Source organism: Paenibacillus sp. FSL R5-0912, assembly GCF_000758605.1.
Lineage (GTDB): Bacteria > Bacillota > Bacilli > Paenibacillales > Paenibacillaceae > Paenibacillus_AQ.
Genome location: NZ_CP009282.1, coordinates 7,506,643 through 7,526,910, shown reverse-complemented (window position 1 = coordinate 7,526,910; position 20,268 = coordinate 7,506,643). Strand labels below are relative to the sequence as shown.

Below are 20,268 nucleotides of genomic sequence, written 5' to 3'. Positions count from 1 at the left end.
CAAATGTTTAGAATTCCTGTTAGAACCCGGCAACTCTGTTGCTGGTCAATAACATGATATCCGAATGAAGGTGATTGTTATCAGTACCGAAGACCAACCCACACCCTCCACGGGGCGGGTATTAAAAACATATCAGGAAGCCCGTCTGCAAAATACGGAGAATCTCCGTAAGCTTGTGGTGGATGCCGCCGCTGCTATTCTCCAGGAAGAGGGGCCGGAGGCCGTCACTGTGCGTAGAGTATCGCAGAAGATGGGCTGCTCCACCAAGATCATTTACAGTTTGTTTGTCAATAAAGAGGGACTGGCCCAGCAATTGTATCTGGAGGGCTGCAAACTGCTGGCCCAGCGTTTTGAAGAAGTGCCGCCATCGCCTGATCTGCAGCAGCATTTGCTGGATCTGGGCGAAGCCTTCTGGGAGTTCGGACAGGACTACGCGAGCTACTATAAGCTGATGTTTGGGGGGGCTTTTGCCGAGTTCAAGCCGGATGCGGAGAGTATGCAGGGAACGATGACAGCTATACACCGTCTGCTGGTTCTAATCAGCACTGCCCAGGAACGAGGACAGATTTCGGATCAGGAAGAGACGGGGACCCTAGTTAGTACGATATGGGCATCGTTGCACGGTGTAATCCACCTGTATATGGGCGGGTTCCTTGGTGATGTAGCGGCAGCCCATACCATATACAGACAAACAATGGGTTTACTGTCTGAATCCTTGTTTGCGTCATCAAGCCAGGGTAGAGGAGCGAACAAGGGATGATTGCACTAATCTTGGCTGCGGGGTATGCGACCCGCCTGTATCCTTTAACCAAAGACACACCCAAGCCGCTACTGCCTGTTCAAGGGAACCGGACGATTCTGGATCTGCTGATCGGCCGCCTGGAGGTGCTGGAGGACATCACGGAGATTCTCATTGTGACGAATGACCGTTTCTTTCATGCTTTTGGGCAGTGGCAGCTTCAGTATCAGGGGGAGAAGCTGATCCGTATTCTGAATGACGGCACTTCCTCCCCGGAAGGACGTTTAGGTGCAATTGGCGATATCCAATATGTGCTGGAGCGGGAGCAGCTGCAGGAGGATCTGCTGGTACTGGCAGGAGACAATGTGCTCGGATTCGGCCTGGACGGGTACTTGAACTATTTTCATCAAGTGGATAGGGACTGTATTCTGGTCCGTACCGTAGACAATATAGAAGAGCTTCGCAGTGTCGGCGTGGCGGAGCTGGATGCGCAGATGCGGGTCCTGTCGCTGGAAGAGAAGCCGCAGGAGCCGCGTTCCAACATTGGCGTATTCGCCCTCTATATCTATAAGCGGACTACACTGCCGCTGATTTCGCGCTATCTTGCGGAGGGAGGCAACCCGGATGCGCCGAGTTATTTCCCGGAGTGGCTGCATTCCCGCCAGGAGATGCGGGCCTATTATACGGAGGGGACGATCGATGATGTCGGCACCCCGGAGGCGTATGCGGAGATGCGGGCCAGACTAAGCGCGGGCGAGGATAAGGCATCTTACTGAACTTAATAGCAGAAAAAACGGCTGTCCGGGAAGGTAGGAATACCCTTGGACAGCCGTTTTTGTATTCAACGGTTAGCTGTGCTGCGAAGTTAGCTGCCAGCTGCCAGGCTTCTGATCCGCTCCGGATCACTGCTGCACAGTACCTCCAGATTCGCCGTAATCTTCTCCGGGCTCCAGTCCCACCATTTCAGCTCCAGCAGCAGCCGGATCAGTTCATCGCTGAAGCGCTGCCGCAGAATCCGGGCCGGATTGCCTCCGGCAATATGATAGGCGGGAACATCCTTGGTAAGGGTAGCGTTAGCGGCGATGATCGCCCCGTCGCCAATCGTCACGCCCGGCATGATCGTAGCATTCTGGCCGATCCAGACATCGCTTCCGATAATGGTATCGCCTTTGTAGGGGAGATCCGCCAGCTCAGGTGTCGCCTGCTCCCAGCCCCCGCCCATAATGTTGAAGGGGTAGGTGGTCACCGAGCCCATCCGGTGGTTGGCCCCATTCATAATGAATTCGACGCCTCGGGCGATGGCGCAGAATTTGCCGATGATCAGCTTGTCCCCGATGAACTCATAGTGATGGGTTACGCGGCTCTCGAAGGATACCGACTCGTCAGGATCATCATAGTAAGAGAAGTCTCCGGCGGTAATATTGGGGCGGGTGAGCGTATTTTTGATGAAACGGACTTGCTTGATATGGGGATTCGGATGAATTGCGTTCGGATTAGGTCCTGTAGAAGGCATAAGGTCACACCTTTCCTGGAATATTGTATGCGGGTAGCTGCATGTATCATAATTATAACCCAAGCCTGTCTGCTAAGTGACAAAAACGTCACGCGATGCACCCCTGGTTCTATGGTTGCCAGTCTCCTTGTGAGCAACCCTCACGGCAGCTGCACATAGAACGTCGTAGATTCTCCTATCACACTCTTCGCGTAAATCTTCCCCTTATGCTGATCCACAATCGACCTCGCGATTGCAAGACCCAGGCCGTAGCCGCCCTGCTTGCGCGCTCTGGAAGTGTCCGTCCGGTAAAAGCGGTCAAAGATCCGCGTCAGATGCTCGGCCCCAATACCTTCCCCGGTATTCGAGACGGAGAGGAGGACATCGTTATTTTGTTTTTTGAGCGAGATGTTTACAGCGCCCCTGGGACTGGTATACTTCACCGCGTTGTCCAGCAGGATCATCACGACTTGCTTGATCTGCTCGCTGTTCCCCAGCACGGTAAGCTCCGGATCAATGTCATAGGCGAAGGAGATATGCTTCTCGAAGATGACGGCCTCCATGGTCAGGATAATATTCTCTACCGCATCACTTATATTGAACTTGCTGTGGATCATCCCGGTCCGCGAATCATCCATCTCTGTCAGGTACAGCAGGTCATTGGTCAGCCGGGTCATGCGCTCCGTCTCCGACTTAATATACTGCAGCCACTTCGCCTGATTGCGGATCGTATCGTCACTGTTCGAGAGCAGCACATCCGCGTTGGTGTTGATGATCGTCAGCGGCGTCTTCAGCTCATGCGAGGCATCGGCGATGAACTGCTTTTGCTTGTCGAAGGCCTCCCGGACCGGTGCGATCGAACGGTTCGCGAAGAACCGGCTGGTGAAGTAGAGAATAATCAGCATCAGCAGGCCGACAGCTGTGAAGGTATAGATCAGGTTGGTCAGGATCTTCTGCTGTGAAGTGATGTCCATGAAGACGATCTGCCTCCCGGCCGCTGTGTGCTTGACCATAAAGATCCACCGGCTGCCGTCCAGCGTGAAGCGTCCAATATCCTTGCCGTTACTAAGGGCTTCCTTAAGCGCAGCGTCATAGAACTCATCATCCATCGTGAATTTGGAATCCTTGCTGACCAGCGTACCGCTTGCATCGGTTTGTATGGTGAATGAGACGGAACGGTCCGGCTGGTAGGCGTCAATGGGCCCTTTATCTATGGGCATGCCGCCTCCATCTGCTGCGCCGCGCGGGCCTCCATATGCACCGCCGGGTCCCTTCTGCTCATTGTCCGCAATCCGGTGCAGCGCCATATTAATATCGCTCTGCACATTAACGTACATGATAATATAGATCGAGGCGAAGGCAATCAGCATTATGATGGAGATGGTAGCCAGATTGACAATCAGGAACCGGTTTCTGAGTTTCTTGAACATTAAGCACTCACCTCTAATACATAACCCACGCCTCTAATCGTGCTGATGCGCACCTCTGAACCCAGGAAGGTAAGCTTTTTGCGCAAAAAAGAGATATAGACCTCTACGTTATTATGCTCCGCTTCGGAATCGAAGCCCCACAGCTTCTCAATAATCTGCTCCTTCGAGGTAACGGCCTGCTTCCTTAAGATCAGCAGCTCCAGCAGCTCGGTTTCCTTAAGGTTCAGCTTGATTTCCTTGCCCTTCACGGTCAGCTTCGGATTCGCCGTATTCAGCTCAATATCTCCGAACTTCAGGCCATCCTCAGGAATCACTTCCCCTTTGCGCCGCAGGGCGGCCCGGATTCTGGCCAGCAGCTCCTCCGAGGAGAACGGCTTGGCGATATAATCGTCCGCTCCGTGATCGAGTCCGGTGACCATATCGGTGATCTCCCCTTTGGCCGTCAGCATAATGACCGGCGTGGAGATTCCGTCCTTCCGCAGGGCCTTCAGCACGCTGATTCCATCCATCTCCGGCATCATAATATCAAGCAGCAGCAGGTCATAGATCCCGCTCTGCGCATAATCGAGACCTGATCTGCCGTCATGGACGGCGTCCACCGAGTAATTGTGCTTCTTCAATATTTGGGTCAAGGCTTCCGCCAGATGAATCTCGTCTTCTACAATTAATATTCTCATGGGATGGCTCATCCTCTTCATAAGTAATGTACTTGCTGCTGAAGCCATTATAGCAAGATTACCTTTAATCAACCTTAACTGTACTGCTGTTCAAGTGCTCCCGGAGGTATTCAGGGCGAGATCATCGGATGAAATTCCAACCGCTCCAGGGCACTTATATAGAAGATGAATTCGGAAGTGTTATCCCTGTGTTAAAAAGTCAGCGCAGTGTAAAACCATTTAAGATTCATTAAAGGTTCGGGGGCTAAGATACATTCATAAGCAAGCGAGGGCATACACGAAAGGGCAGATAAATGCAGCCTCCAGTACAACCCGAAAGGATCTGAACCCCTATGGCTATCGAAGTGTTCAACCGTTACGAGAACAAATACCTGTTTGACACCGAATCCTACCTGAAGCTCTATAACGAACTGCTCGAATATATGGAGCCCGATGAGTACAACAAGCAGCATGAGTATTACTCCATCACCAACCTGTATTATGACACACCGCATGATTCCCTGATCCGCAGCAGCCTGGCCAAGCCGAAATACAAGGAGAAGCTTCGCATCCGGGCCTACGGCATTCCTACCGGCGACACCAAGGTCTATCTGGAGATTAAGAAGAAGGTGTTCGGCCTGGTGAACAAGAGAAGAACCTCGCTCAAGCTGAATGAAGCCTATGATTTTGTCGCCAGCGGGATCGAGCCTGAATTCAAGAGCTACATGAACAAGCAGGTAATTGAAGAAATCAAGTACATGCTGACCCGCTATGATCTGCAGCCGAAGCTGTACCTGTCCTATGACCGCAAAGCAATGTTCTGCAAAAATAACCGCGACCTGCGCATCACCTTCGATACGAATATCCGCTGCCGGCGGTACGATCTGAAGATGGAGCATGGTGTATACGGCGAAGAGCTGCTGGAGCCGGGCCAATGGCTGATGGAAGTGAAGGCCGAGAAGACGATTCCGGTCTGGCTGGCCAAGCTGCTCTCGGAGCACCAGATGTACCGCACCAGCTTCTCCAAATACGGCAACGAATATAAAAAAATGCTGAAGAACAGCAAAGCAGAAAGAGAGAGTGTTCGATATGCTTGATTCGATTTTTTCCGCAGCCCTGACCACTACGGAGCTAACCTTCACGAATGCCATTCTAACCATATTGATCTCGATTGTACTTGGCGGACTGATCAGCTTCACCTACATGAAGACGAACCCTGCTGGCTATTCGCAGAGCTTCACGCTTACGATGGTCCTGCTGCCAGTCATTGTGGCCATCATTATCCTGCTCATCGGCAGCAACGTTGCCCGGGCCTTCAGCCTTGCCGGCGCCTTCTCCATCATCCGGTTCAGAAGCGCACCCGGCGATCCCAAGGATATCACCTTCGTCCTGTTCACTATGGCCTCCGGCCTGGCCTGCGGGGTTGGATCATTCGGGTATGCGGTACTCTTCACCCTTATTCTCTGCATCCTGATGGTCGTGCTGAACCGCACAGGCTTTGGTCTTAGAAAGTCGATGCAAAAGACACTGAAGGTGACCATTCCCGAGAATCTAGGGTATGAGGAAGCCTTTGCGGAAGTCTTCAACAAGTTTGGTGTGGCTTACGAGCTGAAGAAGATCAGAACCACCGAACTAGGCAGCCTGTATGAACTGGTCTATGCCGTAACGATTGATGAGCACACGAGCCAGAAGGAATTACTTGACGCTATCCGCACACGCAACGGTAACCTTGACCTCTCACTGACCATGGCTCCGGTCATGAATGATTATTAATGCTAAAACAGAAGGGAAAGATGACAGATGAAGAACTTAATCTTAGGCGGTAAAATAGGACTGGTGCTGTTATGCGCCGCAGTCATGTCGGCTTGCAGCACAAACGCCGCTACGCAAAATACTACAAGTAACAACGCAGGTACTGCAGTAACGGCTGAGCAGAGCAGTACGTCTGCCGCAGTGCAGCTGGCAAGTGTGAAGCTGGCGGATCTGGTAACTTTTGATGAAGACGATGCTGAGACGGCCTGGACGGAGGCGGATTCGACCGCGATTACCCTAGCCGGAACGGGCGCTACTGTCAACGGCGCCGGTGCCGCAGCTGCGGACGGAACAGTAACGATTACGGAAGCAGGGACTTATGTACTCAGCGGCACGCTCAGTGACGGGCAGATTATTGTAGACGAGCAGGCGAAGGGAACCGTACGGCTGGTAATGAACGGTGTACAGCTGACGGACAGCGACAGTGCACCGATCTATATTAAGGAAGCGGGTAAAGTAGTGATTACCCTGCAGGAAGGCACAGAGAATAGCGTGACTGACGGAGCGGCTTATGTGTTCGCAGATGCGGCTACCGACGAACCGAGCGCAGCCATTTTCAGCAAAGCCGATTTGACCATTAACGGCACCGGCAAGCTGACGGTAACCGGCAACTACAACGATGGTATTTCAAGCAAAGACGATCTGAAGATCATGTCCGGCACGTTTGAAGTGAAGGCAGCAGATGATGGCATCGTCGGCAAAGACCTGATCGCCGTACAGGACGGTAATATTACCATTAATGCAGAGGGCGATGGCATCAAATCAACTAATGACGAAGATGCGGACAAAGGCTTCATCGCGATTGCAGCAGGAACCTTTGATATTACCGCAGGCAATGACGGCATTCAAGCCGAGACGGCGGCAGTGATTGACGGCGGCACCTACACCCTGGTAACCGGCGGCGGCAGTGTGAATGCGAAAGTGAAGGCAGGCGAAGGCGGAATGGGCATGGGCGGCGGCTTCGGCGGTCAACGTCCGGGAACAGAGACTTCTGGGGATCAGGCAGCAGCCGGGGGTACGCCGCCTGCGATGGATGCAGCGGCAACAACAGACCAGGCTGCAACCGCAGCGGCTGAAACAGACACCGCAGCGGCGGCTGAGACCGAGTCCACGAGCGCCAAGGGGCTGAAAGCAGGCGGAGATCTCACCGTGAACGGGGGAAGCTTCACGATTGATTCCGCAGATGATGCGGTGCACAGTAACAGCAATGTCTCCATCACGGATGGACAATTCGAAATTGCCGCAGGCGATGATGGTATCCATGCCGATTCCCTGACCTCCCTGTCCGGCGGAACGATCAACATTACGAAGAGCTATGAAGGGATTGAAGGAGGAAGCATTACCGTATCCGGTGGTGAGATTAATGTAGTCGCGACGGATGACGGCGTGAATGTGGCCGGAGGCAACGATAATAACGCGGCTGCTGGAGGAACGCAGGCACAAGATCAATTCAGCAGCACCGGAAGCAACCTGCTGACCATCAGCGGCGGAACCCTGACCGTGAATGCAGCAGGCGACGGTCTGGATTCAAACGGGTCGATCACTATGACCGGCGGCACCGCTATTGTGAATGGCCCTGAGAATTCGGGCAACGGGGCACTGGATTACGACGGAACCTTCAATATGACGGGCGGATATCTGGTAGCAGCAGGTGCCTCTGGTATGGCGCAGGCTCCTGGTGAAGACTCCAGCCAGTATTCGGTAGGCATGACCTTCTCGGAAACCCAGCAGGCCGGAACCCTGGTTCACCTGGAAGACGCTGATGGCAATACGATCCTGACCTTCACTCCATCGAAGAGCTTCCAGACGGTAGTTGTGAGCTCTCCTGAGCTGAAAGAAGGCTCATACACTGTCTATACCGGAGGCAGCTCTACCGGAACAGCCGTAGACGGATTGTATACAGATGGTGAGTACAACGGAGGGACCGAATTCGTGACCATTGATATCACCAGCAGTGTAACCTGGGCCAATGAGTCGGGTATAACCACTGCCCCAAGCGGCATGGGCGGCCCTGGCGGTGGAGGCGGATTCGGCGGCGGCGGTAGAGGCAACGGCCAAGGCGGTACACCGCCAGCGGACGCGGGCACCACGAAGCCAGCGGATGCGGGCACCACGAAGCCAGCAGACGCAGGAACTACCAAGCCAGCGGATGCCGGCACAACAGCTCCTGCAGATGCAGCAGCAAGCACTAAGTAAGCAGGCTGAGCATTTGTAGCCTGACAGGACAACAGAGACTATCCATTGGCGGATAGTCTCTGTTTTTTGCGTTCCGGAGCGGCAACGGGTCTGCCGGGCGGTTACATGAAGTCGAAGAAGTAACGGATCACATGGAAGAATACCGGAGCGGTATAGGTAAGGCTGTCGATACGGCTGAGGTAGCTTTTCTTCAGCGCAGCGAATTTATCATCATCGCCGATCAGAAGATCGCGCTTGAGCACAGATACGGTCAGGCTGCCGAAGAAGCCGCTGAGGCTGATCAGCATGCCGGAGAGATACCCGAAGGCCGGATTCAGAGGTGTGAGGTGCGGATAGATCAGATAGGACACCGCTGTAGTTACAACGAACGCGCAGGCGAATCCTTCCCAGGTCAGGTAGGGGTTGGAGGTAGGGACGATTTTGTGTTTGCCGAAATAGATCGAGGCCAGATAGTGAACGGCATCATTAAGCTGGGTCAGCACGACCAGAAACAGGACAAGACCGGCCCCATATTCCGGCGACGCAAACTGGAAGTAGGCCAGGTGGCTTAGCCCGAAGACCATCAGCATCAGCCCCCACTGGGTGGCGCTGACACTGCGCAGGAAGCCCAGTGTTCCTTTGTTGATCAGCCGCGGAAGCGGCAGCAGCAGGAACACGTAGACTGGAATGAAGACGATGAACATCCCGTACCACTCAATATAGACCCAGTAGAATTGCAGGGGAATGGACAGGTACGCCCAGAGGAACAGTCTGCGGTCCGCTTTTCTTGTCCGGATCATGGAGAAATATTCTTTGAGCGCGAAGAAGGCCAGCACCATCAGGGACAGCAGGGAAACAACGGAATTGGACAGGGTAGCCAGGCAGAAGATGAACAGCATGCCCCACCAGGTTTTGATCCGGAAGCCGATTCCGGTGTAGTCCTTATCCTTCTGCAGTCTGCTGACAGCAAGATATAATAAGTGTATAACCGACAAAGCTGCAAAAATAAGTACAAGCGTAAATAACGAGCGGTCCATCAGCAATCACCAACTTATCTCGGGGTGGAATTTCAATAAAGGAATTTTATGTTAGAATAAACAGAGTGTCCAGCTTATTTTGAAGCTTCCACTTGATCTGATCCGTTTCCAGCCGTCTGTGGAGCCTTCTTAGTAGGCACTGTAGACATAAATGTTGTACGTGCTACAACTCTGAATTATTGATAACCGGGTGCTTGGGGGGAATGTTGTATGAAATACAGGAATATTCCCGCTAAGCCGCTCGGAAGAGGCGAAATGCTGCCTTTTGGAGACAATTTTGTGTTTGAACCGATTTAATAAGTGAAATGTTGTATTATGTGCAGGATTCTAGAGAGTTACAGGATCACTGCCACATAAGGCCTATATACCAGACTATAAGGGGAAAATTGCAATGTCAGCTGATTCTTCGGTCTATATTCTGCTCACCAATACAGGTACGCTTTTTACGAAGCTGATCCAGGGCTACACGAAGGCTCCGTATAATCATGCCTCCATCTCGTTTAACCGGGAGCTGTCAGAGCTGTACAGCTTCGGGCGGAAGCATCCGGCCAATCCGCTGAACGGCGGGTTCGTGAAGGAGGATATCCGTACAGGTACATACAGCAAGTATCCGGGTACAACATGCGTCATCTACAGGCTTCAGGTTACAGACCGTGAGGTGGAGAAAATGAAGCGGGTTCTGCATGTCTTCATCCGCAGCCGCCAGAAGTATCTCTATAATATTCTCGGCGTCATCGGCATAGCGCTGAAGGAGCCGGTTGAATTCAGCAACTCCTACTTCTGCTCGCAGTTTGTTGCCGAGATTCTGGAGCGCTCTGGAATTAAGCTGTGGAATAAGCTGCCTGCACTCGTGACCCCGGATGATTTCCGGCAGAGCGACCGGCTGGAGCTGGTTTATTACGGTAAGTTAAGCGATTATCACCCTTCTGGGATGTAGAGAAAGTCCTCGTTTCCGTTAAGGGAAGAGGACTTTAATTATAGTTGAACCCTACCTGGCTTATGATGTCCGGATTGTGGTATTTTCAGTAAGAAAAGGAGAGTGGAAGTATGGTTCATGCCAAGGATGTGCTTGCCAATCAATTATTGGCGAATGCCAATGACCCCAGCTGGCATCTTCCGTTCATTCAGGCGGTAGAGGCGGTTACAGAGGAAGAGGCTTTCTGGAAGCCCGGAGCGGGCTTGAACAGTATTGCTGAACTCACCGGGCATTTGCTGTACTGGAATGAGACCTGGCAGATTAGGTACCGGGCGGGGCGGGTGGATGCTGTCCCTCCGGTTGGTGATAACAACCGCAGCTTTGTGATTCCGGAGGGTACGGCATTCAGCGAACTGCGGGAAAGCCTGCTGCAGGTCTTGCTGCAATGGCAGACCCTGTTGTCCGAAGCGAGACTTGAGGAACAGGTGGAAGGATTCCCTGGACCGGCTGTCTGGTGGGAAATCATCAGCAATGCGGCTACGCATAATGCCTACCATATCGGCCAAATGGTCCTGCTTCACAAGCTGTACGGCACGCTTCAGCAGTAACCCATCTGCGAAAATACTGCCGGAACGATAAGAAGCATCCCGAACAGACCCGTAAGGTTACTTGCGGGTTTGTTTATACTGCATAGATAAGAATATATAGGTTGCACACGATTTTCCGCTGAAGCGGATTCCTGAATTTGCCCGCCGCCTGCTTGTGCAGAATGCCTGAATCTGTAATAAACTGGAGCATGTGATATTCTTGGAATATTGTCTACTGAAGGAAAAAGAGAGGGATTTCATATCATGAATGCTAATATCATCAGAGCGCTGGAAATAAGATATGCCTGCCGGTTGGAGCGGCTTACAGGAGGGTATACAAATTTCGCCTATCTGATGGCAGGGGCGGAGCCTCCGCTTGTAGCCAAAGTAACGAATCTGTCTAACGAAGACACGCTCAATGAGATCCAGGCAATGAAGCTGGTACAGGGAAGCTGTGATACACCGGCCATACATGATGTGTCAGAGATGGACGGGATGCGGATACTCGTGATGGACTGCCTGCCGGGCGTAAGTGCACAATCCGTTCTTGATGCAGGAGACTGGGCGAGAGCGAAGCAAATATACAGCAGAATGGGCCAGCTGCTGGCTTCCCAGATTCATTCGCAGCCGTACCAACTGCAAGAGCAAGGGCTACGCCTCAGCAACAGATCTGCACTTAGTCAGATGATTAAGAAGAAGTTAGAGTTCGTACCGGGCCCCCTGAGCAGGTATTCGCTCCAGCTCCTATCGGCTGCCGATGCCCAGGACCAGCCTTGGGTTCTGACGCATGGGGATTACGGGGTACATAATATACTTTGTGAACCGGAAGGTACTCTTCATGTGCTGGACTGGGAATGGGCAGAATGGGGCGGTCCGCTCAATGACGTGGCCTGGGTCTGCTGGTTCACGAAGCTGCATTACCCCGGGCAAGCCCAGGAGCTGAATGCAGCCTTCATCCGGGGCTACCTGTCCGGGAATCCGCTCTCGTTCACACCGCAGCAGTTGAAAGCATCCAGCCTATATAAAGTGTGGAATGTGCTGCACCGGCTGCGGATTGCTCCCAAAGAGGTGCAGCGTGAGTGGGTTCGGCGTCTGGAATGGACGCTGAATGAGGATTTCAGCGATCTGCACGGGAGTAGTCTTCCGTAACCGGCTGGCCAGTCACTGCTCCGGCACAATAACCCGGATGTGACGCGGAATCGTGCTTAGCCGGATGGGGAGCGGCGGGCCTTCTTCACCATCGACATTGGTCTTCACCAGCTCGGAAGAGTGCACCGTGACTTGTCTAGCCGTGAAATAGATAACATCTTTATGATTTCTCAGGTTGCCGAGCAGCAAGGAGATGCTGACCGTTACGGTGTTCAGCAGATTAAGATCCTTGACGATGAAGCAGTGAAGCAGCCCGTCATCTACAGCAGCACCGGGCGCAAGCTTCTCGAATCCGCCTACTGAATTCGTAAGCGCCGCGATAAACAGCGGCGAAGAGCCTTCCCAGATCTCCCCGTCATGCGTAATGGTCAGAGCGTGTGCGCTGTTGCTGGCCAGCTCTTTAATGCCCTCTTTCAGATAGGCCAGGAAACCCAGCCGGGTCTTGTCTTCGGTGGTAACAGAAGAGAGTGAGCCGGCCAGTGAGCCCGCAGCAACCACATTTACGAACAGCCGGTCGTTCAGCCGGCCCATGTCGACTCTTTGCGTACGGGTGGAAGAGAGCGTCCGGATGGCATCCGCAGGACTTAGCGGAATCTGCAGGGCACGGGCGAAGTCATTCACCGTTCCCATGGGCACGATCCCCAGCTTAGGGCGGTGCTCCTGATCGGCAAGCCCGTTCATGGTCTCGTGAAGGGTGCCGTCTCCGCCGATGGCCACCACCAGATCATAGCCCCCGCTGCATGCCTGCACGCAGAACGCAGTTGCATCCCCCTCCCCGGCGGTTTCATGGATGGTAACCTGATATCCTGCGCTTTGCAGAATCTCTTCCGCACTGCGGATATAGTCCCGCGCGTCTGCTTTGCCGGACGCGGGGTTGATGATAATCATAGCCTGCTGCATACTGCACTCCTCTCTGTGTGTCTGGATTATTATCCATTACCCAACCAGGCCTAGCGATTGAATCAAAAGCGCCAAAGGGCAGCAAAAAGTCCCTTTGGCGCTTAATTTGTATCCGGACATCCTGCGCCACAGCTCCGGCCGGGATTATCTTCCTTCACTTCGTCTATGATGAGAATCGGCATAGGCTGCGCTGCGGAAGTTAAGAATCGGATCGTCCGACAGCAGTATCCCGGACGTGATTGCGGTGGGGTCCATTACCAGTCCCTCCGGTTCCGGAATGATCTCCGAGAGATGCAGCCGGCCGAGATCGATTCTCCGGCGGTCCTCCGGCCAGGCACGGGTCGGGTCATCCGTCGGGTCCCCTTCTTCACCGAGAACAGCCACGAGCTGGAAGATGGCCGACTCATCCTTGAAGCGAAGCTCAAGTTCATCCTCCAGATAATGATCCGGCTGCTGCGCCGCATCCTCAGCCGATAAGGTACGCACTCCCGTCTCGGGAATCCACTCGAACCGTACGGGCTGCTGCCTTCCCTCTGCATTCACCAAATAATAAGCATGAATGCAGTAATAATGACTCTCTGCGTAGCTGGCAGGCGGCTTCAGCCGTTTCACGGCCAGCAGACTCGTCTTGCTCTCGCTGAAGTGGACCGTGATCTCCTTGATCAGCTCCAGGGTCCCGAGTATGCCGGCCTGTGCGCGGTGGGCCGTACGGACAATATCTATGAATGACTCAGGGGTGCGGGCAAAAAAGACAGGTATCGTCACTCCGACCAGATTGGTAATCCCTCCACCCGGCAGGCTGAACTGGACCGCCATACCCTTGGCGGGCGAGAGAAGGTCCGCCAGCGCCGGATCGGTGGAGCTGCCCGAGAAACGGACCACTGCGTCCACCTGCTGCTCCTGAAGATGTGCGGCGGTGGTGAATTCCATGCCCAGGCCGCTTGGCCGGAAGAAAGCACGGCAGCAGATTCCCTTGGCATGCGCGCGGCGGTATCCGGGATGCACCCCGGACAGATCCTCGATCGCGTCTACGGCCTCAGCGGCCAGGCTGGAATATTCGTCCCCGCTTGCGGGAAGATGGCTGATCCGATCAGATGTATTCATGCCATACTCACTCCTCGTAAGTTCATTTGTACCCGGACAAGCTGCATCAGCTGGATCATAGTTATTACCACACCGGCTTTTTACTTAAACTGCTTCTCGTAGACATCCACTTCATTATTATGGTTATCCATGGCACTTCTGATCCGGACATAGCCGTTCGCAGTCCAGAATGCTTCCCCGGCCTTATTCTCCAGCTGAACCGCCAGCCTGACCGCGGTTAAGCCTTGCTGCTTAAACATCTGCTCCAGCTCATGGACGGCAGTCTTCCCGATACCCTGCCGGCTATACTGCTGGTGAATAACCAGAAGCCCGATCCATGGATGATGATCCTGTCCGTAATCGGGAAGGTAGGTAATTAGCCCAGCGTACCCGGTGTGGGCCTTGATGTACAGCATCTTTTCTCCCATTTCGAGGTTCACCCGGTTGTCTTCGCGGATTTCCAGCGGTTCGAGGTACGCTTTATGCTCCACCATGAGGTTGAAGGCAGGCTGGGAATTAAGGATTGAGGCTTGAATTTGAAGGCTTTCCGGGGATAGGGGATCTGGAACGGCTTCGAATTGGATGATGATAACCACCAGCTTTCTATTAGATAAATATCTAATTAGATGATAATATAATTGTCGCTGGCTAGCAAGCTATATGCTAAAATTAAGCAGGATCATCCCCAAAATAGTGCTTAAGCAGAAATGGAGAAAAGAAATAATGAATGAATTACCAAACTGCCCGCAGTGCAGTTCCGTGTACACCTATGAGGACGGAGCGCTTCTGGTATGCCCGGAATGCGGACATGAGTGGTCTTTGGACACAGAGAATGCAAGCAACGTGGACCAGAAGGTGGTTAAGGATTCGAACGGCAATGTTCTGGCTGACGGGGACACCATAACGGTGATTAAAGACCTCAAGGTAAAAGGCAGCTCATCCGTTCTGAAGATAGGCACTAAGGTGAAGAACATCCGGCTGGTGGAAGGCGACCATGATATCGACTGCAAAATCGACGGGTTTGGTGCGATGAAGCTGAAGTCGGAGTTTGTCCGTAAAGCATAAAACAGAAGGACCGGTATCCGAACCCCAGCGGGCAGCAGATTCCGGTCCTTTTATTTCTTGGTAGAGGAGTAAGAATGTACTTGATGTTATAGAATTCTGCGGGCGGTAACGAAACGTTTCTTCCACTGGCTGCCGAAGGCCTCGATATGTACACCCAGCTCTTTGGAATAGGTATGCAGCATTTGATTATTTCCGGCATAGATAGCCACATGTCCTATATCCAGCCCCCGGGCGCTGAAGAACAGCAGATCTCCCGTGCGCAGCTCGTCCACTCCAACCTCAGTACCTTCCAGCGCCTGGTCATAAGACACGCGGGGAAGCTCAACCGACAGCGTGTCCGCAAATACCCGTTTCACAAAAGACGAGCAGTCGAACGTATCGGTCTGATCCGGCGAAGCCCCGAATACGTAAGGCGCATTCAGATATTTCTTCCCGTAGGCAATCAGTGCGTCCCCTTGCTTCTGCAGCAGAGAGGTGCTTCTGTAATCCGTATATTTCGGCTTGGAGGACAGATATCCGGTCACATGATCTTCCGTCCGCACCTCCAGCCAAAGGGCATTCACTTCGCGGATGACCTGGATTTTGCTGCCTGCGGGCAACAGACCAAGATTGGTGGCTTCACTCTCTGAGCCGGGGGAGCTGCGCAGATTAACCCCCCAAGTAACCGAGGTATTGTAGGCTGCGGCTGAAGAGATTAAGACGGAACCTGTGGCTGCTTCCCAGGTGACGGTGCTGCCCAGGGCTTCACTGACGAAGCGCAGGGGAATCATGCTGTAACCCTGCGACAGCTGCCCCGGTACGCTCAGGGCAAGCGGCTGTCCGTTCAGCCGGGCAGCGGCTGAACCAAGGGTATAGGTCAGGGTAGTGCCGCCTTTGGTTGCCGTCACGGTCTTGCTTGTATTATTCCAGGAGAGCTCGGCACCCTGGGCTTCAAACAGGTTACGCATGGGTACGAGCACCGTACCGCTGATATTCAGCGGCCGGGCTTCGGGCTGAAGCTGCTGCCCGTTCAGATAGATGGAAATGGGCTTGGGCGCAATTGCTGCATCTGCATGGACAGAGGCCGGGGCTAACAGGGTCAGCCCGAGCAGGGATAGGAGTACAGTTCTTCTAGTTGTCATCGATTATCACCTTTTGGATAGATTTAACTCTATACATTGGACGTTGCCGGGGCGAAATGGTTCTGTGCCAATTGTTGGAAGGGAAGGCCGGGCCAAGGTGATTGGGCCAGGCTTAAATGAGTTGCTCTTGACTTCTGCCAGAATTCATCATAAAATCTAACCAGTTAGTTATAAATGGAGGTGGCAAGTATAGTATCATCAGAAAAAAAACGGAGTCCCAAAATTTACGATGCTGCCCGAACCAGAGGGATTATTCTTGATGCAGCCGAGAAGATCTTTGCCGAGTTTGGCTATTCAGCGGCACGGATTGATGTCATTGCGAAGGCGTCCGGGTACAATAAAAGTCTGATTTATCAGTATCTTGGCGACAAACTGGGCCTATATACAGAAGTCGTCAAACGCGCGGACCAGATTGGCGAACAGATTACAGGCGCGGTCATTAGCGGATTATTGAAGAATGAGAAGGTTGTATCGGACCCTGCGGCGTTCAGGAGCTTCCTGGAATCTTGGACCCGGGAGACGGTGTCCTTCCTTCTGGAGCACCGGAGTTACCTGAAAATTCTATTCTGGGAGGCCGCTGAAGACTGGAAGACCTGGAACCAGATCACCTATCGTCCGGACGATGCTATACAAATGCATGAATTGGCCTTAGCTGCACAGAAGAACGGAATCCTCCGCCAGGATCTGGACCCGGCATTGTTTCCGATTCTGATTATGAATGTGACTACAGCTACCCTGCAGTCTTCTTCACGGTTTGAACATTTGCTAGGGACACTGGATTCCCCGCAGATGAGAGAAGAGACCACCCGGCAGATCGTGCAGTTTATTATCCATGGTGTTATGGAGCCGTCTTTGCTGTAAGAGACGGCTGCTTTTTTGGACAAATTATAAACAACTAGTTAGTTTTAAATTGGGAGCAGGAGTGATGTTTATGACCGCAATGATTCAGACTGAAGGGTTAACCAAGCATTTTGGCAGCAATCATGCTGTGAACGGACTGTCTCTGGAGGTGAACCAGGGCGAAATCTACGGCTTCCTGGGACTGAACGGTGCCGGCAAAACAACAACCATCCGTATGCTGCTAGGCATGATCCGCCCTGATTCCGGGTCTTCTTATGTATTCGGACAGCGGGTGGATGCGGGCAGTCATAAGCTGTGGGCGAAGGTAGGGTACATGGTCGAGACGCCCTACTCCTATCCTGAGCTGACCGTCCGCGAGAATCTGGAGATTATCCGCAGGCTGCGGGGTATCGCAGACCGCAGGGCCATTGAAAGCATCATCGATAAGCTCCAGCTTACCGCTTACCGGGACCGCAAGGCGGGGACGCTCTCCCTCGGCAACGGGCAGCGGCTGGGTCTCGCCAAGGCCATGCTGCATCATCCGCAGGTGCTGATTCTGGATGAGCCGACGAACGGGCTTGATCCGGCCGGGATTGTAGAGGTGCGGGAGCTGCTCCGGGAGCTTGCACTTCAGCACGGCGTAACGATTTTTATCTCCAGCCATATTCTCGGTGAGGTCTCCAGGCTGACGACGCGGATTGGCATCGTGCATCAGGGCCGGCTGCTGCAGGAGGCGGATGTGAAGGAGCTGCAGCATCTGCTCCGCAAGCGCCTGCTTGTGCAGACCCGGGACACGGCCAGTGCCCGGAAGAGGCTGATTCAGGCCGGATATGCTGTGCAGGAAGCCGAAGAGGGAACGCTGCTGCTTGCCGATGAACGTGCTATCGCGAACCCGGACCACATCTCCAAGCTGCTTGTGTATGCGGATATGCCGCCCACGCTGATTCAGGTGGAGGAAGAGGATTTGGAGGCTTATTTTCTAAGAATGATTGAGGCTGAAGGAGGAAAGAAAGGATGAATCAATGGATATCAGCCTTGGGGGTAGAGGTGCTTAAGCTTCGCCGTTCCAGGCTGTTCTGGATCTCGCTTGCCGCCAGTATGATGGTGCCGGTCATGATCGGGCTGGTCTTCTCGGGGACGATTGGCTCCCAGAGCAGCTTCGAGGGTGAGATCAATATGGAGGGACTCCTGAAGGAGCTGGGTATTGTGATCTCTATGGGGGGCCTCATCGGATTCGGGTTTGTGTTCAGCTGGATCTTCGGCCGGGAATATTCCGACCGCACGCTCAAGGATCTGCTGGCCCTGCCGCTGTCTAGATACGGGGTGGCTGCCGCCAAGCTGCTCGTTGCCGCAGTCCTCAGCATGGGGCTGGCGCTGCTGGTATTCATCGTCGGCTGCGTAACAGCAGGGCTTGTCGGCTTGGACGGATGGAGCCTGGAGGTCATTCTTCATGGCTTCGGCCGTTACGCGGAGGTCAGTCTAATGGTGATCTGCCTGAGCATACCTGTGGCGTGGATGGCTTGTATCGGCCGTGGTTATATGACTCCGCTCGGCGTGGTCCTGCTGACCATTGTAGTTGCCCAGTTCGGCGGGGCGCTCGGTATTGTGGAATATATTCCATGGGCTGTTCCCGGATTGTTCAGCGGCGCTTCGGGGGAGGAGAGCTCCCATCTGGAGGCGATTAGCCGTATGCTTCCGTATCTAACCGGCGGCATTGGCGTAATAGGCACTCTTGCCTGGTGGCGTTATGCCGACCAGACATAGATCAGGCGGATTTTTAGAAGATAATCAATACGTATCAATGGAGGGAAACTAAATGGAGAAGATACCAAAGGGAACCGTACTAATCATGGCTATTCTAATTATCGGGACTATGCTCGGGCTGCTGAATCAATCTTCACTGAATACAGCCCTGCCGAATATTATGGGCGATTTCCAGGTGTCCACGAGTACTGCCCAATGGCTGACAACGGCTTTTGCACTGGTTACAGGCATTGTGGTTCCGATCACGGCTTTTCTGATTCAGAGGTTTACAACCAAGCAGGTCTTCGTCTTTGCCATGGGTATGCTGACCGCGGGAACGCTCCTGTGTGCGGTCTCGCCGAATTTCGGACTGCTGCTCACCGGAAGAATCGTGCAGGCCGTCGGAGTGGGCATCATGCTTCCCCTGGTGCAGACGTTAACGTTCATCCTGATCCCGGTTGCCAAGCGGGGGTTCACGATGGGGATGATCGGGCTTGCAATTAATTTCGCCCCGGCCATCGGACCTGTATTGAACGGCTGGCTGGTAGAGGATCATTCCTGGCGCTTGCTGTTCTATGTTCTGGCTCCTTACTCCCTGCTAATCACCGTCATTGGAGTCTTTCTCGTTAAGAATGTTACCCCGCAGGTGAAAAGTAAGGTGGATGCGTTATCCATGACGTTATCCTCGCTTGGCTTCGGCGGCGTATTATATGGATTCAGCGTCTCCGGCAGCAGAGGGTGGGGAAGTACGGAGGTGCTGATCTCCCTGGCGATCGGGTTCATTGCGCTGGGCCTGTTCGTCTGGCGGCAATTGACCATGGAGAATCCTCTGCTGGAGCTGAGGGTATTCACCAGTCCTGCCTTTACGATGGCTACAGTGATCAGTATGATTCTGATGATTATCATGCTGAGCGCCCAGCTGCTGCTCCCTATCTACATGCAGACTATGCTTGGTTATACCGCGCTCAAATCAGGTCTCATGCTGCTCCCCGGTGCGATTCTCATCTGTATAATGTCGCCCATAGCGGGCAGGCTTTTCGATAAAATAGGTGCCCGGACGATGGTCATCACCGGACTCGGCTTGACGGTCCTCTCTGCCTTGCTGTTCTCGAATCTGACAGAGCATACGACCTATACGTTCCTGATGGCCGGGTACTCTCTGCGGATGGTCGGCGTCAGCCTGACCTTGCTGCCGGTCATCACCAGCGGGATGAATTCCCTGCCGCCTGCCCTGATCCGGCATGGGATTCCCGTGAACACCACGCTGCGGACCGTTGCCGGTTCCATCGGCACAGCGCTGCTGGTCACCATAATGACTCATAGCGGCGGCGGCCAGCAACCAACGGGAGATGTCCACAGCTTAATTCACGGGATGAATGTGGCTTCTATGGTAACAACAGGAGCCGCAGTAGCTGCGCTGATCCTGGCCCTCTTCATCAAACGCAAGGAAGCCCCCGCTGAGATTCCGGCGAAGGGCGTGGCTGTGAAATAACCATTGTTGGAATGGGGATAGGATAGCCCTG

General features: G+C 53.5%; 21 protein-coding genes. 13 read left to right on the top strand and 8 right to left on the bottom strand.

Features of this window, described 5'->3' with window-relative positions:
• Window positions 1-64 precede the first annotated feature (64 nt).
• The gene (locus tag R50912_RS32000; protein WP_197073010.1) at window positions 65-760 is read left to right on the top strand and encodes a TetR/AcrR family transcriptional regulator; all 696 of its coding nucleotides are present in this window, start codon (window positions 65-67) and stop codon (window positions 758-760) included.
• Window positions 757-1,515 (top strand): nucleotidyltransferase family protein, encoded by a 759-nt coding sequence (locus R50912_RS31995; protein WP_042240873.1) that lies wholly within the window; start codon window positions 757-759, stop codon window positions 1,513-1,515. The genes R50912_RS32000 and R50912_RS31995 overlap by 4 nt, the downstream gene beginning before the upstream one ends.
• A gap of 89 nt (window positions 1,516-1,604) precedes the next feature.
• Here the strand turns inward: R50912_RS31995 and R50912_RS31990 are convergent, their stop codons facing one another.
• The 3 genes from R50912_RS31990 to R50912_RS31980 all read right to left on the bottom strand — a co-directional run bounded on the left by R50912_RS31990 (window position 1,605) and on the right by R50912_RS31980 (window position 4,338).
• Window positions 1,605-2,252, bottom strand: coding sequence for a Vat family streptogramin A O-acetyltransferase (locus tag R50912_RS31990; RefSeq protein WP_042240869.1), 648 nt, complete (start codon window positions 2,250-2,252; stop codon window positions 1,605-1,607).
• 140 nt (window positions 2,253-2,392) lie between these two features.
• Complete coding sequence (locus R50912_RS31985) at window positions 2,393-3,661, bottom strand: sensor histidine kinase (RefSeq protein WP_042240866.1); 1,269 nt, start codon at window positions 3,659-3,661, stop codon at window positions 2,393-2,395.
• Window positions 3,661-4,338 carry a response regulator transcription factor gene (locus R50912_RS31980; RefSeq protein ID WP_042240863.1) on the bottom strand — a complete coding sequence of 226 codons (678 nt, stop codon included), beginning with the start codon at window positions 4,336-4,338 and terminating at the stop codon, window positions 3,661-3,663. The genes R50912_RS31985 and R50912_RS31980 overlap by 1 nt, the downstream gene beginning before the upstream one ends.
• Before the next feature lie 332 nt (window positions 4,339-4,670).
• Here R50912_RS31980 and R50912_RS31975 point away from each other — a divergent pair, with 332 nt between their 5' ends.
• The 3 genes from R50912_RS31975 to R50912_RS31965 are packed head-to-tail and all read left to right on the top strand — an operon-like array spanning window position 4,671 to window position 8,325.
• The gene (locus R50912_RS31975) at window positions 4,671-5,414 is read left to right on the top strand and encodes a polyphosphate polymerase domain-containing protein (RefSeq protein ID WP_042240860.1); all 744 of its coding nucleotides are present in this window, start codon (window positions 4,671-4,673) and stop codon (window positions 5,412-5,414) included.
• The gene (locus R50912_RS31970) at window positions 5,407-6,090 is read left to right on the top strand and encodes a DUF4956 domain-containing protein (RefSeq protein ID WP_039295048.1); all 684 of its coding nucleotides are present in this window, start codon (window positions 5,407-5,409) and stop codon (window positions 6,088-6,090) included. Before R50912_RS31975 ends, R50912_RS31970 begins: the two co-directional genes overlap by 8 nt.
• Before the next feature lie 27 nt (window positions 6,091-6,117).
• Complete coding sequence (locus R50912_RS31965; RefSeq protein WP_042240857.1) at window positions 6,118-8,325, top strand: carbohydrate-binding domain-containing protein; 2,208 nt, start codon at window positions 6,118-6,120, stop codon at window positions 8,323-8,325.
• A 101-nt stretch (window positions 8,326-8,426) separates the two neighbouring features.
• Here R50912_RS31965 and R50912_RS31960 read toward each other — a convergent pair whose 3' ends face one another.
• Window positions 8,427-9,341, bottom strand: coding sequence for a phosphatidate cytidylyltransferase (locus R50912_RS31960; protein ID WP_042240854.1), 915 nt, complete (start codon window positions 9,339-9,341; stop codon window positions 8,427-8,429).
• Between the two features lie 391 nt (window positions 9,342-9,732).
• Between R50912_RS31960 and R50912_RS31955 the strand changes: the two genes are divergently transcribed.
• The 3 genes from R50912_RS31955 (at window position 9,733) to R50912_RS31945 (ending at window position 11,993) form a co-directional block, all read left to right on the top strand.
• Complete coding sequence (locus R50912_RS31955; protein ID WP_039295040.1) at window positions 9,733-10,278, top strand: hypothetical protein; 546 nt, start codon at window positions 9,733-9,735, stop codon at window positions 10,276-10,278.
• 110 nt (window positions 10,279-10,388) lie between these two features.
• A complete protein-coding gene (locus tag R50912_RS31950; protein ID WP_042240850.1) occupies window positions 10,389-10,865 on the top strand; it encodes a DinB family protein in 477 nt (158 codons plus the stop codon).
• A 243-nt stretch (window positions 10,866-11,108) separates the two neighbouring features.
• Window positions 11,109-11,993, top strand: a complete 885-nt coding sequence (locus R50912_RS31945) for a phosphotransferase family protein (protein WP_042240846.1) — start codon at window positions 11,109-11,111, stop codon at window positions 11,991-11,993.
• Window positions 11,994-12,005: 12 nt separating this feature from the next.
• Here R50912_RS31945 and R50912_RS31940 read toward each other — a convergent pair whose 3' ends face one another.
• The 3 genes from R50912_RS31940 to R50912_RS31930 form a co-directional block, all read right to left on the bottom strand.
• A complete protein-coding gene (locus R50912_RS31940; protein ID WP_042240843.1) occupies window positions 12,006-12,893 on the bottom strand; it encodes a diacylglycerol/lipid kinase family protein in 888 nt (295 codons plus the stop codon).
• A gap of 144 nt (window positions 12,894-13,037) precedes the next feature.
• Window positions 13,038-13,997 carry a catalase family peroxidase gene (locus R50912_RS31935; protein ID WP_042240840.1) on the bottom strand — a complete coding sequence of 320 codons (960 nt, stop codon included), beginning with the start codon at window positions 13,995-13,997 and terminating at the stop codon, window positions 13,038-13,040.
• Between the two features lie 80 nt (window positions 13,998-14,077).
• Complete coding sequence (locus R50912_RS31930; RefSeq protein WP_156123428.1) at window positions 14,078-14,470, bottom strand: GNAT family N-acetyltransferase; 393 nt, start codon at window positions 14,468-14,470, stop codon at window positions 14,078-14,080.
• A 229-nt stretch (window positions 14,471-14,699) separates the two neighbouring features.
• Between R50912_RS31930 and R50912_RS31925 the strand changes: the two genes are divergently transcribed.
• Entirely contained in the window at window positions 14,700-15,041 is a 342-nt protein-coding gene (locus R50912_RS31925) for a zinc ribbon domain-containing protein YjdM (RefSeq protein ID WP_039295098.1), read from the top strand.
• An 86-nt stretch (window positions 15,042-15,127) separates the two neighbouring features.
• Here the strand turns inward: R50912_RS31925 and R50912_RS31920 are convergent, their stop codons facing one another.
• Window positions 15,128-16,162 (bottom strand): C40 family peptidase, encoded by a 1,035-nt coding sequence (locus R50912_RS31920; protein ID WP_042240834.1) that lies wholly within the window; start codon window positions 16,160-16,162, stop codon window positions 15,128-15,130.
• A 180-nt stretch (window positions 16,163-16,342) separates the two neighbouring features.
• Here R50912_RS31920 and R50912_RS33765 point away from each other — a divergent pair, with 180 nt between their 5' ends.
• The 4 genes from R50912_RS33765 to R50912_RS31900 all read left to right on the top strand — a co-directional run bounded on the left by R50912_RS33765 (window position 16,343) and on the right by R50912_RS31900 (window position 20,237).
• The gene (locus tag R50912_RS33765) at window positions 16,343-17,023 is read left to right on the top strand and encodes a TetR/AcrR family transcriptional regulator (protein WP_197073009.1); all 681 of its coding nucleotides are present in this window, start codon (window positions 16,343-16,345) and stop codon (window positions 17,021-17,023) included.
• Window positions 17,024-17,093: 70 nt separating this feature from the next.
• The gene (locus R50912_RS31910; protein ID WP_042240831.1) at window positions 17,094-18,020 is read left to right on the top strand and encodes an ABC transporter ATP-binding protein; all 927 of its coding nucleotides are present in this window, start codon (window positions 17,094-17,096) and stop codon (window positions 18,018-18,020) included.
• Entirely contained in the window at window positions 18,017-18,766 is a 750-nt protein-coding gene (locus tag R50912_RS31905) for an ABC transporter permease (RefSeq protein WP_052416798.1), read from the top strand. The genes R50912_RS31910 and R50912_RS31905 overlap by 4 nt, the downstream gene beginning before the upstream one ends.
• A 52-nt stretch (window positions 18,767-18,818) precedes the next feature.
• On the top strand, window positions 18,819-20,237 hold the full coding sequence (locus R50912_RS31900; RefSeq protein WP_042240827.1) for a DHA2 family efflux MFS transporter permease subunit: 1,419 nt from the start codon (window positions 18,819-18,821) through the stop codon (window positions 20,235-20,237).
• Window positions 20,238-20,268: the final 31 nt, after the last annotated feature.